11 protein-coding genes are annotated in these 12,511 nt (G+C 70.7%); 3 read left to right on the top strand and 8 right to left on the bottom strand.

Annotated elements, in window-relative coordinates:
• Positions 1-153: 153 nt before the first annotated feature.
• The 3 genes from AWX74_RS04325 to guaB all read right to left on the bottom strand — a co-directional run bounded on the left by AWX74_RS04325 (position 154) and on the right by guaB (position 4,727).
• Positions 154-1,665 (bottom strand): hypothetical protein, encoded by a 1,512-nt coding sequence (locus AWX74_RS04325; RefSeq protein WP_091271711.1) that lies wholly within the window; start codon positions 1,663-1,665, stop codon positions 154-156.
• Positions 1,666-1,784: 119 nt separating this feature from the next.
• Positions 1,785-2,915, bottom strand: coding sequence for a GuaB3 family IMP dehydrogenase-related protein (locus tag AWX74_RS04320; protein ID WP_091271704.1), 1,131 nt, complete (start codon positions 2,913-2,915; stop codon positions 1,785-1,787).
• Between the two features lie 171 nt (positions 2,916-3,086).
• Complete coding sequence (guaB, locus tag AWX74_RS04315; protein ID WP_054570457.1) at positions 3,087-4,727, bottom strand: IMP dehydrogenase; 1,641 nt, start codon at positions 4,725-4,727, stop codon at positions 3,087-3,089.
• A 574-nt stretch (positions 4,728-5,301) separates the two neighbouring features.
• Between guaB and AWX74_RS04310 the strand changes: the two genes are divergently transcribed.
• Entirely contained in the window at positions 5,302-5,718 is a 417-nt protein-coding gene (locus AWX74_RS04310; protein ID WP_035952132.1) for a DUF5319 domain-containing protein, read from the top strand.
• A 685-nt stretch (positions 5,719-6,403) separates the two neighbouring features.
• The gene (locus tag AWX74_RS04305) at positions 6,404-6,736 is read left to right on the top strand and encodes a WhiB family transcriptional regulator (protein ID WP_006541586.1); all 333 of its coding nucleotides are present in this window, start codon (positions 6,404-6,406) and stop codon (positions 6,734-6,736) included.
• 441 nt (positions 6,737-7,177) lie between these two features.
• On the opposite strand, the gene groL is transcribed toward AWX74_RS04305, so the two are convergent.
• From groL to AWX74_RS04285, 4 genes are all read right to left on the bottom strand, one after another.
• Positions 7,178-8,827, bottom strand: coding sequence for a chaperonin GroEL (groL, locus tag AWX74_RS04300; protein ID WP_091271701.1), 1,650 nt, complete (start codon positions 8,825-8,827; stop codon positions 7,178-7,180).
• A gap of 123 nt (positions 8,828-8,950) precedes the next feature.
• On the bottom strand, positions 8,951-9,259 hold the full coding sequence (gene groES, locus AWX74_RS04295) for a co-chaperone GroES (RefSeq protein ID WP_006541584.1): 309 nt from the start codon (positions 9,257-9,259) through the stop codon (positions 8,951-8,953).
• A gap of 127 nt (positions 9,260-9,386) precedes the next feature.
• Positions 9,387-9,680, bottom strand: coding sequence for a hypothetical protein (locus tag AWX74_RS04290; RefSeq protein WP_165615458.1), 294 nt, complete (start codon positions 9,678-9,680; stop codon positions 9,387-9,389).
• A 10-nt stretch (positions 9,681-9,690) separates the two neighbouring features.
• Positions 9,691-10,212 (bottom strand): MarR family winged helix-turn-helix transcriptional regulator, encoded by a 522-nt coding sequence (locus AWX74_RS04285; protein ID WP_341271967.1) that lies wholly within the window; start codon positions 10,210-10,212, stop codon positions 9,691-9,693.
• Between the two features lie 497 nt (positions 10,213-10,709).
• Between AWX74_RS04285 and AWX74_RS04280 the strand changes: the two genes are divergently transcribed.
• The gene (locus AWX74_RS04280; protein WP_091271695.1) at positions 10,710-11,348 is read left to right on the top strand and encodes an FMN-dependent NADH-azoreductase; all 639 of its coding nucleotides are present in this window, start codon (positions 10,710-10,712) and stop codon (positions 11,346-11,348) included.
• 111 nt (positions 11,349-11,459) lie between these two features.
• Here AWX74_RS04280 and tsaD read toward each other — a convergent pair whose 3' ends face one another.
• Positions 11,460-12,482 carry a tRNA (adenosine(37)-N6)-threonylcarbamoyltransferase complex transferase subunit TsaD gene (gene tsaD / locus AWX74_RS04275; RefSeq protein WP_054570454.1) on the bottom strand — a complete coding sequence of 341 codons (1,023 nt, stop codon included), beginning with the start codon at positions 12,480-12,482 and terminating at the stop codon, positions 11,460-11,462.
• Between the last annotated feature and the right edge of the window lie 29 nt (positions 12,483-12,511).

Here is a 12,511-nt window from a genome sequence, read left to right as displayed (position 1 = left end):
CATTGATTCCGCTCATCGACCGCCCTCGTCGGTGAGGCCATGACTGCGACCGCGAATGTGGCCACGACCTTTCCCACGACCCCCCGGGAGCCGCCGAACCGATAAGACGTGAACCGGCCGTAAACGGGATCATCACACTGTACACGGACACTCTCACCGCAGCGTACGGCAGGCCGTGTAGACCTCGCGCACGATGCGCTGGGAGTCCTCGGACTCGACATCGCGGCTGAAGGCCAGATACTGCTCCTGGCTGTACTTGTCCTCCAGTTTCTGCAGCGTGCAGGTGCAGTAACGCTCGTTGCCGTTGCTGACACCGAGGCAGGCGTCGATGTAGGTCTGACGGACCGTGGCGTCATAGCGACCCTCCGGTACAGCGGAGCCGGTCGCGGTTGTGCTCTTGTCGTCACCGCCCCCCAGGACGACGAAGCCGGCCACCCCGAGCGCGACGACGAGCACGACGGCGGTCGCGATCGCGATCGCCGTCGGCCGACGCAGCATCGCCGCGATCCGCCCGGTCAGGCCCGCGAGACCCGGCGCCGGATCGACCCCGCCCGCAGCAGCGCCGTCGAAGCCGGGCTCGCCGCCCTCGCCGCCCGCCTCCCAGGCTCCGTGCGAGTCCAGCACGCCCACCGGACGAGGCCTGGTCCCGCGCCGCCGCGCCGCCGCACGGTCACGACCCTCACGACCTTCGCCGGGATCACGGCCGCCGGGCGTGTCCGAGGTGCCGTACCAGCCGTCGGCGTCGGGAATCCACTCGTCGCCCGGATCCGAGGCGGCGTCCGAGCGCACATCCGGGCCTGTCGTCGCCGTCGGCCGGACGGGCGCGGTGCGCCGGGGAATGCCGTCGGTGTGCTCAGCGGGATCACGCGCGATCTCCGGCGCCGCCCAGGCGGACCCGCCGGCGGCACCCTGGGATGCCGTGGGCAGCGGAAGCGGATCTGTGCTGTCGCCACCGACCCGGGCCGGATCCGCGCCCGCACCGTCGGAGCGACGCGGCCCGCTGTCACCCTGCGCGCCGCGCACCTGGTCGCCCCGCGCCTGGTCGAATCGGACCGGATCGGTGCGAGTCGGATCGACACCGACGACCGGATCGACACGCACGATCGGGTCAGTGCGTATCGGATCGACACGGACCGGATCGACCTGAATCGGGTCGGCACCGACCGGTCCAGGCTTGACCAGATTCGTACCCACGACCTCCGCGGGACTCCCACCGACACGCGGCGCCTCGGTCGAGCTCCCGTAGCCCGAGAAGGGCGAGGCAGTCCGAGTCGGCCCGGTATACGCCTCACCGGTGAAGATCGGACCGGTCGGTGTCGCGCGGTCGGCCGCGGGAACGGCCGGGCCCGCCTCGGGAGGGGTCCAGGCATCGATGGACATGCGGGTGACCGGACTCGCGGACGCCGTGTCCGCCACGCGGGCACGGAAGGCCGCGGTGCTCTCACCAGCCGCAACCACGGAGCCCGCGGCGCCCACCGCGTGGCCGGCAACGGGGCGCGCGGCCTCGGCACGCCACCCAGCGGCGGTTCCCTCGGGCGCTGAGGGAACCGCCGCGGGCACGTCAGGACGCGGCGCAGCGTTCACCAGCCGCCAGGTCTGGGCGGGTTCGTCCCAAACGTAGGCGCCGTCGTCGCTGACCCAGCGGCCGTTCTCGTCGAGGCGCATCGGTCATCCTTCGATCCGGAGACGGACGGATCCCAGGGTGCCACGACGAACCGCACGCAAGGCGCCCGGGTCGACAGCGCGGGCGCCACGCGCCATCGACCCAACCCCTGTTGGCCCGCTCAGCCTCCGGCCGCGATCATGACCTCTGCCTTCTGGAACTCCTTCAGCGTCGCGTAGCCCGTTGTGGCCATTGCCGCGCGCAGCGCTCCGGCGATGTTCGCCACACCATCCTCGGCAATGCCACCACCGCCGGTGAGAATCTCCGCCACGGAGTGTGACGTCGCCACCGGTGCCCAGCGCCCACGAGGCAGGTCCGAATGAAGGATCTCCATCGACCAGGCCGCGCCCTGGCCGGGAGCGTCCACCGCCTGCGCGAGCAGCGAATCCACCATGACGGCGTCTGCTCCGCATGCCACCGCCTTCGCCACGTCCCCGCCGGTACGGAGATCGCCGTGGGCGATGACGTGGACATAACGACCACCGGACTCGTCGAGGTAGCGCATTCGCGCACCCGCCGCGTCGGCGATCGCCGTCGCCAGCGGTACACCGATTCCGAGGGTTGAGGCGGTGTCGTCACCCAGCCCGCCGCCGACTCCGACGATCACACCGGCCGCCCCCGTACGCATCAGATGCAGCGCCGTGGAGAAGGACGCACAGCCGCCGACCAGCACCGGAATGTCGAGCTGTCCTATGAACTGCTTCAGGTTGAGTGGCTCGGTACGACGCGACTGGTGCTCCGCCGACACCGCCGTGCCATGGACGACCAGGAGGTCGACCCCGGCAGCCACCACGTAGGGGCACAGGGACCGCAGCTTCTGCGGCCGCAGCGCGGCCGCCGTGACGACCCCGGCCTCCCGCATCTCCTGCAGCCGCGCGCCGATGAGCTCGGGCTGCACAGGTGCGGCGTACAGCTCACGCAGACGCCGGGTGGCGGCGACCGCACCGGACTCGGCGCCGAGCGCCGCCACCTCGGCCAGGAGCGGCTCGGGATCCTCGTGCCGGGTCCACAGACCTTCCAGGTGCAGCACCCCGAGCCCACCGAGACGCCCGAGGGCGATCGCCGACGCGGGAGAGGTGACCGCGTCGGCGGCCGCCGCGACGATCGGAAGCCCGAAGCGGTAGGCGTCGATCTCCCAGCCGAGCGAGACGTCGGCTGGGTCGCGGGTTCGCCGCGACGGAACGATGCCCACGGCGTCCAGGCCGTAGGCCACCCGCGCGTTCTTCCCGATACCGATCTCGACGTCAGCCACCGCGTCCGGCCTCCTGGTCAACTAAGTAGTTCCGCCAACCACCCTGCCTACCAGACGGACAGCTGGCCGCGGCAGGAACGATGCTGGACAGGTGCCTGGATCACCGGGCCGCTTCCATCTCACGGCCCACGGTCACGGATGCCGCAGGTCCGAACCGATGACGGAAAGGGCTCACCGGGTGTAGTTCGGCGCCTCGACCGTCATCTGGACGTCGTGGGCGTGGCTCTCGGTGAGCCCGGCGGAGGTGATCCGCACCAGCTGGCTGCGCTCCTGGAGATCACGGATCGTCGCCGACCCGGTGTACCCCATCGCGGCCCGAAGTCCGCCGATGAGCTGGTGCGCCATGCCCGCCAGCGAGCCACGGTAGGGAACCTGGCCCTCGACCCCTTCAGGCACGAGCTTGTCGTCGGACAGCACGTCGTCCTGGAAATAACGGTCCTTCGAGTAGGACCGGTTTCCGCCTCGGCTGCGCATGGCGCCGAGCGAGCCCATCCCCCGGTAGGACTTGTACTGCTTGCCGTTGATGAAGATGAGCTCGCCCGGGCTCTCGTCAACGCCCGCGAGCAGGCTGCCGAGCATCACCGTGTCGGCACCGACCGCGATCGCCTTCGCGATGTCACCGGAGTACTGCAGGCCGCCGTCCCCGATGACCGGCACGCCGGCCGCCCGGGCGGCCCGCGCGGCCTCGTAGATCGCGGTGACCTGCGGGACACCGACGCCGGACACGATCCTGGTGGTGCAGATGGACCCGGGCCCGACACCCACCTTGACGGCGTCGGCACCGGCGGCGACAAGTGCCGCCGCGCCCGCGGCGGTGGCGACGTTGCCGCCGATGACGTCCAGCGGACGGCCGTCGGCCCCGGCACGCATCTCCGTCTTGATCCGCGCGATCATGTCGGGCACCGCACGGTGGTGGCCGTGGGCCGTGTCGACGACCAGGAAGTCGACACCCGCGGCGACCAGCACCTGGGCACGCTTGAACGCGTCCTCGCCGACACCGATCGCGGCGCCGACCACGAGGCGGCCGTCCGCGTCCTTGGTGGCGTTGGGGTACTGCTCACGCTTGGTGAAGTCCTTCACCGTGATCAGGCCGCGAAGCCGGCCCGCCTCGTCGACGATCGGCAGTTTCTCGATCTTGTTGTGCCGCAGCAGGCCGAGCGCGTCGTCGGCGGAGACACCGACCGCGGCGGTGACCAACGGCATCGGGGTCATGACGTCCCGGACCCGGCGCGAGTAGTCCCGCTCGAAACGGATGTCGCGGTTGGTCACGATGCCGAGGAGCTGGCCGTCAGGCTGGGTCACCGGCACGCCCGAGATGCGGTAACGCGCCATCAGCACGTTCGCTTCCTCGATCGTCGCCTCGGGCCCGCAGGTGATCGGCGCGGTGATCATGCCGGACTCGGAGCGCTTCACCATGTCGACCTGCTGTGCCTGGTCGTCGACCGAGAGGTTGCGGTGCAGCACACCGACGCCGCCCTGGCGGGCCATGGCGATCGCCATCCGCGCCTCGGTCACGGTGTCCATGGCCGAGGACACCAGCGGGATGGCCAGCGAGATGTTGCGCGACAGGCGGGTGGCCGTGTCGACGGACGCCGGCACCACCTCGGACTCCGCCGGCAGGAGCAGCACATCGTCGTAGGTCAGCCCCAGCATCGCCAGTTTCGGCGGGAGGGCTGCTCCTTCGGCGCCGGGAGCGCCGGGAGCCGCGGAGGTGAAGCGGGCATCGGCCGATTGACCGAACGCCGAGTCGAGGTCGGGTTCCCCGCCCGCGCGCGTGGTCGGGGTCGTCGGGATGGCGGCGGAACCGTCCATGGCACCTTTCCGTTCGCGTCGGCCCCGCGCCGGCGGTGGCTTCCCCGCGGCGCGTGGGGGTTCCGCGCCCGGAAACCGGACGAGCCGGCAAACCCTGAGGGCACATCCGTATGAACAGATGTACCGCCCGGAGCGACGTGTCGAGCACGCCGCGCGAGTGCGCGGCCCGCCGGCCGAGCGACGGTGATGCCCCCCATCGTAGAGGGCCCCCTGCCCTTCCGAAGTCCCCTGCGTGACCGAGAGCACCACAGATGCCACGCGGCGCCGACTCGACGCCGGAGCGGACCGTTCCGTACCCGGTCCGTCGAAGTTCAGGTGGCTGAATACGAAATCAGCAAGCCCCTACCACAATGACCTTGTTTCCGTATCGGGTTTCGCGAAACACGATCCCTGTGGCCAGACAGGCCGAACACAGACCAGACCACCGGAGGCTGCACAGACACATCCCACCAGCTGCGCGAGCACCACTGGAAGCCATCCAGGACCGGACAGATTCGGGCATGTTGGACGAATGCCCCGCACGTCGGTGCCGGACTCGGTATCGGGACCACTAAGCTGGGGCTACAAGCGTAGCGTGTTCCTCGTGAGCAACGAGCCCCTCGACCCCTTCGCGGGCGACCCCGAGGACCCGGCGGCCGAGCTCGCGCAGCTCGATTCCGCCGAGGATCTGGACCTGCTTGAACCGCTGTCCCTCCGTGAGCGGGAAGAGATCCTCGCCGAGCTGGGCGACCTCGACGTCTTCCGGACGCTGCTCGAACCGCGTGGCTTCCGGGGACTTGTCGTCGACTGCGAGGGGTGCGCCGAGCCGCACTACTTCGACTGGGACCTGCTTGCCGGGAACCTGCGGCACCTTCTCGACGAGGGCCGCACCCGGGTGCACGAGCCTGCCTACGCTCCGGATCCCGCCTGCTACGTGAGCTGGGATTACGCACGCGGATTCGCGGATGGCGCCTACGAGGCCTCCACCGCGTCCGAGGCGGACACGCGGTGACCTGCTCAGCCGCCCGCTGACCAGGCGGTCGCGCTGGCGGGCCTCGTGGCCAGCCAGCCCGTGCCGACCGATGTCGCATGCATGCCGGCCGGGCCCTGTCCTGGCCGGCACAGATGCCAGTCGCCCTTCGTCCGCGCTGGCCAGGCCAGGCGGGCGGGCGCGCATGCCCTGAACAGCTGGCGCTCTCCCAGGCGAACTTCTCCCGGCAAGTCCAGGCGAACCTCTCCCGGCAAGCCAGGTGAATCCCGACGTCGGCTCGTGTTCGACGTCAGCTCGTGTTAGCGACCGGTTGGCGGGTAGGTCGATGCTGCCGGCGGAGCGCGAGGCACCCGTGATCGATGGTGGTCTCGCGTCGTCGTCGGTGCCGGCGGTCGGGCGTCCACGGGTCAGACCGGGTCGTGCCGTCCCCGCGTTCCCTGTCGGCGCCACCGACGGCCGTCGTCCGTGCACGTGCGGGTCACGGCTGCTCAGGCGCGGATCACATCGCGGTAGTCCACCCGTGGCCAGATGCCAGGCAGACCAGGCCAGATGCCAGGCAGACCAGATGCCGGGCAAAGCGGGCGGCAGCGGGGCGCGGCGCCGGCCGACCGGGTGAAATTCCAAGATCTCCAGTCGACGGCGGGCGGCTACGGTGACCGGGTAGTCGCGGCGCCAGCCGCTCAGGTCGAAAGGGGGGGTCAGACCTATGACCGACGTCCGACGACTTCCAGGCCCCGGTGCGGAGAAGTGGGAGTGGCAGCTCCACGGCGCCTGCCGAGGCGAGAGCACCGAGCTCTTCTTCCATCCCGAGGGCGAGCGCGGCCCGGCCCGAGCCGCGAGGGAAGCCGCGGCGAAGGCCATCTGCGCACGTTGTCCGGTCATCCGGGCCTGCGGAGAGCATGCCCTTGCGGCCCGGGAACCGTACGGCGTCTGGGGTGGAATGAGTGAGTCCGAACGGGAGGCTGTCCTGACCGGGCGCACCCGGCGAGGCGCGGCCCGTCACACGACGGCGCGGCCCGGTCTCGCACCGGCCTGCTGAAAGGTTCGATCACCGAGTACCGAGATCCCCGGGCCCGTCCCCTGCCATGCCAGGACGGGCCCGGGGATCTCGCGTTTCCAGGGACCCCACGGCCCCGGTGCACTCCCCTGATCCAGAAGCACTCCTGCCACAGAAGCACTCCCCGGCCTCCGGCTGGCCGATTGGCTGCCCCCTGTTCGGACATCACCACCCATCCCCGGCGACCACCCGCGACGGGTGAGCACCCCGTGATCAGGTGTCGGGTGCCTGACCCGGGTGGCGCCCGGCGCGACCTTGCTCGTGCACACGCTTGCTCGTGCACACCGGTGGCGCTCGTGCACACCGGCGGTCGCCACCGGAGAACGACCGAGGCCCGGCCGGTCCTGATGACCGACCGGGCCTCGGCCACGGTGCTACCTCGCCAGTGCCGGCGGGTGGGCGACCCGCTGCTGCCGGGACGGGTCAGAAGCCCGGCCCGTGCGAGTGCGAGTGCCCGTGCCCACCGTGGGAGTGGGAGTGGCCCTGGGCGGCCGCGGGCGCCTCCGGCTTCTCCGCCACCAGGCTCTCGGTGGTGATGAGCAGCGCGGCGATGGACGCGGCGTTCGCCACCGCGGAGCGGGTGACCTTGACCGGGTCAACCACACCAGCTGCGACGAGGTCGCCGTAGTCGCCGGTGGCCGCGTTGAAGCCGACACCGGTTCCGGTCTCGCGGACCTTGGACACGATCACCGCGCCCTCGAGACCGGCGTTCCGCGCGATCCAGGTAAGCGGCGCGTCCAGCGACCGACGCACGATCTGCACGCCGGACCGCTCGTCACCGGTGAGCCCGAGGTCACCCTCGAGCACGGCGGCGGCGTCCACGAGCGCGGTCCCGCCGCCCGCCACGATGCCTTCCTCGACCGCGGCACGGGTCGCGGAGACCGCGTCCTCGAGGCGGTGCTTCTTCTCCTTGAGCTCGACCTCCGTCGCGGCGCCGACGCGGATGACCGCGACCCCGCCGGCGAGCTTGGCCAGCCGCTCCTGGAGCTTCTCCCGGTCCCAGTCGGAGTCCGAGAGCTCGATCTCCTGCTTGATCTGGCGGACCCGCTCACCGACGGTGTCGGCGTCGCCGCCACCGTCGACGATGGTGGTGGTGTCCTTGTCGACAACGATCCGCCGGGCCCGACCGAGATCGGCCAGCGTGACCGAGTCGAGCTTGAGGCCGACCTCGGCAGCGACGACCTGACCGCCGGTGAGGACCGCGAGGTCCTGCAGCATCGCCTTGCGGCGGTCCCCGAAGCCGGGGGCCTTCACCGCGACGACTGTGAAGGTCTTGCGCACCGCGTTGACGACGAGGGTGGACAGCGCCTCGCCCTCGACATCCTCCGCGATGATCAGCAGCGGCTTGCGCTCCTGCACCACCTGCTCGAGCAGGGGCAGGATGTCGTTCAGGGCGCCGATCTTGCCAGGGTGCAGCAGCACGTAGGCGTCCTCTAGGACCGCCTCCATGCTCTCCTGGTCGGTCACGAAGTAGGGCGAGATGTAGCCCTTGTCGAACTGCATGCCCTCGGTGAGCTCGAGGTCCAGACCCATGGTCTGGCTCTCCTCGATGGTGATCACACCGTCCTTGCCGATCTTGTCCATCGCCTCGGCGATGAGCTCACCGACCTGGGCGTCCTGCGCCGAAATGGCTGCGACCTGGGCGATCGTCTCCTTCGAGTCGACCTCGATCGCCGCCTTCAGCAGCGCCGACGAGACAGCCTCGACGGCCGCCTCGATGCCGGCCTTGAGCGACAGCGGGGAGGCGCCCGCGGTGACCAGCTTGAGGCCCTGGCGCACCATCTCCTGGGCCAGCACCGTCGCCGTCGTCGTGCCGTCACCGGCCACGTCGTTGGTCTTGGTGGCGACTTCCTTGGCGAGCTGCGCCCCCAGGTTCTGGTAGGGGTCGTCCAGCTCGACCTCGCGCGCGATCGTCACACCATCGTTGGTGATCGTCGGCGCGCCGTACGACTTGTCGATGACGACGTTGCGGCCACGCGGACCGATCGTCACCTTGACGGCGTCCGCGAGGGCGTTGACACCCTGCTCAAGCGAGCGGCGCGCGTCCTCGTTGAACGTCAGAATCTTCGGCATACCTGCGTGTCCCTCCGACACGGCGGCCTGGCGAAACAAGAAGGGCGTGCCCCGCCGGGGCCCCGGTGGATACCGGGGACCACCGGTGGGACACGCCCCGCCTGCTGTTGCCGGCGACCAGTCCTACTTCTCGATGATCGCGAGGACGTCCCGGGCGGAGAGCACCAGGTACTCTTCGCCGGAGTACTTGACCTCGGTGCCGCCGTACTTGCTGTAGAGCACGACGTCGCCGACCTTGACGTCGAGCGGGACGCGCTTGCCGTCCTCGAAACGACCCGGGCCCACGGCCAGGACAGTCCCCTCCTGGGGCTTCTCCTTCGCCGTGTCCGGGATCACGATGCCGGACGCGGTGGTCGTCTCGGCGTCCGAAGGCTGGACGACGATCCGGTCCTCGAGCGGCTTGATTGCAACCTTGGTGGCGGTGGTCGTCACGATCGACCTCCCCCTTCCTTCGCTGGATGAGAGAGCGACCCTGGCGGCCTGCCGTCGCGGGTGAACAGGCGCCTGTCGCTGGCACTCGCAAGTGCCGAGTGCCAACTTAGCACCCGCACCACGGACGTCAACCAAGACGGTCGGATCTGTCAAGACGGGAATCGGCCCGCTCGAACTGCCAGGCGTGCACCGTGCCTGTCACCAGCCCGACAGGCGGGTCCGGCAACGGCGGCCCGACCGTGTCAGCTTCCGGACCACCGCCACCGACGTGCAGAAGGATCACAACAAGACCCGCCGACGCCTCGCGCCCCAGGTAGATCTCCGCCTCCTGGCCGCGCACGGCACCCAGGGCCCAGGCCTCGAGGTCGGCCAATCGGCCCTCCGCCGCCCGGGCCTCCCACATCCAGGTCGTAGTCACCACGCCCAGGTTGTCATCCCCGCGCCCGGGGCCCGCCACCGGCGGCATCAGGGGCCGGCCCGCAGGCACCACCCTCGGTCGCCGCCGCGGCTCTCATCGTCGCCTCGGCGGCCACACAGGCCGCGGCCCCCTTGGTCGGGTCCATCGCGACCAGATGCTCCGAGACGAGGCGCGCGAAGGCGACGAAGGCGTCCCGGTCCTCAGGTGCCAGCGGCGCCAGGACATGGTCGTCGACGGCACGTAACGCCCCCCGCGCCCGGTGGTACTCACCGACACCCAGCTCCGTGGCGACGATCATCCGCGCCCGCCGGTCGGTCGGCACCGGACGCCGCTCCACCAGCCCGGCGCGCTCCATCTCGTCGATGAGCCGCACCATCACGGTCCGGTCGATGTTGAAGCGGCGGGCCACCTCGATCTGGTTGTGGGCCACCCCCTCGACCGCCGATTCGAGGACGTAGAACCCCTTCATGCCCCCGGGGAGCTGACCGACCGCGGCCACCGAGGCCGCCAGGTAGCCGTGGTGGATCTGACCCACGATCCACCGCAGGTCGTGACGCACGCTGGCAGGCAGATCAAGATCGGCGCCATCCGCCGAACCGCAGTCATGGCGCGGAGCACAGCCGGAGCCACCGGCAGGCGGGCCGATCTCCAGCCGGTCCGTAGCCGACTCCGAGCACCGTGCATCGGCCGACGAAGGCACCGCGGAGGCACCACCCAACGACCGCTCCACGCTCACACAGTACCCCGATCAGCCACCTAGCCGATCATCAACGACTCGTCTGCCACACAGATAGGTGTTGACACAGATTATTTTGCAGAGCAATCATCTGCATGGACATCTACGCGACAGGCGGCAGGGCGAAGGCAGAGACAGAGGCAGAGGCGTGCCATGCCGGCGCGGAGCCGCCCGGGCGACGTGTCCGCGTCTGCCCGGGAGCCCGTCGCCAGTCGTTCCTCACCGCGCGAGCGCCGTGGCCGGCGCTCGCGCGGTAGCCACCCCGATCCACGCAATGACGATCAAGGAGTTCCCCGGTGCCCAATCTGCTTCACGTCGACTCCAGCTTCGCGCCGGAGGGGTCGGTCTCCCGAAGCGTCGCCGCGGCGTACGTCGAGGCCTGGCGCGAGCGCAACCCGGAAGGTTCGGTAACGCACCGCGACCTGGCCGCCACCCCTCCCCCGCACCTGAGCTGGACACTGGTGTCCAGCGGCTACACCGACCCAGAGCAGCTCACCCCGGAGCAGGCCGAGGCCGTGCGGGTCCGCGAGGAGTACCTCGGCGAGGTCGAGAAGGCGGACGAGTACGTGATCTCCGTCCCGATGTACAACTACTCGTACCCGTCGACGATCAAGGCCTGGCTGGACCAGATCATCGTCATGGGGCGCACCACGCCTGGTGAGGCCGGTGGCGGTGTGCTCGCAGGCAAGAAGGTCACCGTCGTGACCGCTCAGGGTGGTTCCTACGCGCCCGGCACACCCAAGGAGGGCTGGGACCATCAGGTTCCCTACCTGCGGCACGCCTTCGAAGCCCTCGGCGCCGACAACATCGAGTTCATCACCGTCGTGATGACCCTCGCGCCGGTCAACCCGGCGCTCGCGGAGTTCAAGGACCTCTTCGCGGCTTCCCTCGACTCCGCCGAGCAGGCCGCCCGGCGCCGCGCCACGAGCGACTGAGCCGTCGCCGCCACAGACCGGACCTTCCGCCGGCGGATCGCGGTCCAGGCAGGACCGCGATCCGGGCGGAACCTCGCAGTAGCCCTGGCGGCATCGCCATCCGGAGATCGCTCAGAGCGCCAGGGCGGAGGTCGCCGCAAGCTCCAGCGACGACGGTGCCACACCTGCTTCCACCCGCAGCGAGCCGAGCGCGGCCACCATCGCGCCGTTGTCGGTGCACAGGCCCGGCCGCGGCACCCGCAGGGTGATGCCGGCGGCCTCACACCGCAGGGCCGCAAGCGCCCGCAGCCGGCTGTTCGCGGCGACCCCGCCGCCGATCACCAACGTGTCGACGTCGTGGGCACGGCAGGCGGCGACCGCCTTCGCGGTCAGCACGTCCGCGACCGCTTCCTGGAACGACGCCGCGACGTCCGCCACCGGCACCGGCTCCCCGGACCGCCGCCGTGCCTCGACCCAGCGCGCCACCGCGGTCTTGAGGCCGGAGAAGGAGAAATCGAAGGTTCCGTCCCCGGCCTTGGCCCGGGGGAAGGGGATGTCCGCCCGTCCCGCCCGAGCCGCCGCGTCGATCGGCGGACCGCCCGGGAACGGCATGCCGAGCAGGCGAGCGACCTTGTCGTAGGCCTCGCCCGCGGCGTCGTCCACCGTGGCGCCGAGCGGCACCACCGGTTCGGTCGCGAGATCGGGTACCAGCAGCAGCGAGCTGTGCCCCCCGGAGACCAGCAGTGCCACGGACGGACGCGGCAGCGGGCCGTGCTCCAGCGTGTCCACGGCGACGTGGGCGGCGAGGTGGTGCACGCCGTGCAGCGGGACGCCGAGGGCGAGCGCGTACGCCTTCGCCGCCGCGACGCCCACCAGGAGTGCCCCGGCCAACCCCGGTCCCGCTGTCACCGCGACGGCGTCCACATCACGGTGCCGCAGGCCGGCCTGGCCCAGCGCCCGCTCGATCGTCGGGACCATCGCCTCCAGGTGCGCGCGGGCCGCGATCTCGGGGACGACACCTCCGTAGCGGGCGTGCTCGTCGACCGACGACGCGAGCGCGTCGGCGAGCAGGACCCCGCCACGGACCAGGCCGACCCCGGTCTCGTCGCAGGACGTCTCGATGCCAAGCACGAGCGGGCTGTCCCTGCTCGTCATCCTTCGCCTCCCACCACCACCGGCGGCGC

Source organism: Parafrankia irregularis (assembly GCF_001536285.1).
Taxonomy (GTDB): Bacteria; Actinomycetota; Actinomycetes; order Frankiales; family Frankiaceae; genus Parafrankia; species Parafrankia irregularis.
The sequence above is the reverse complement of the archived record's forward strand: the minus strand, read 5'-3'. Positions and strand labels throughout refer to the sequence as shown.

Excerpts from the sequence above, each read along its gene's own strand:
- guaB (WP_054570457.1), bottom strand. The coding sequence starts at position 4,727 with ATGGACGGTTCCGCCGCCATCCCGACGACCCCGACCACGCGCGCGGGC.
- AWX74_RS04325 (WP_091271711.1), bottom strand. The coding sequence starts at position 1,665 with ATGCGCCTCGACGAGAACGGCCGCTGGGTCAGCGACGACGGCGCCTAC.
- groL (WP_091271701.1), bottom strand. The coding sequence starts at position 8,827 with ATGCCGAAGATTCTGACGTTCAACGAGGACGCGCGCCGCTCGCTTGAG.
- tsaD (WP_054570454.1), bottom strand. The coding sequence starts at position 12,482 with ATGACGAGCAGGGACAGCCCGCTCGTGCTTGGCATCGAGACGTCCTGC.
- AWX74_RS04305 (WP_006541586.1), top strand. The coding sequence starts at position 6,404 with ATGACCGACGTCCGACGACTTCCAGGCCCCGGTGCGGAGAAGTGGGAG.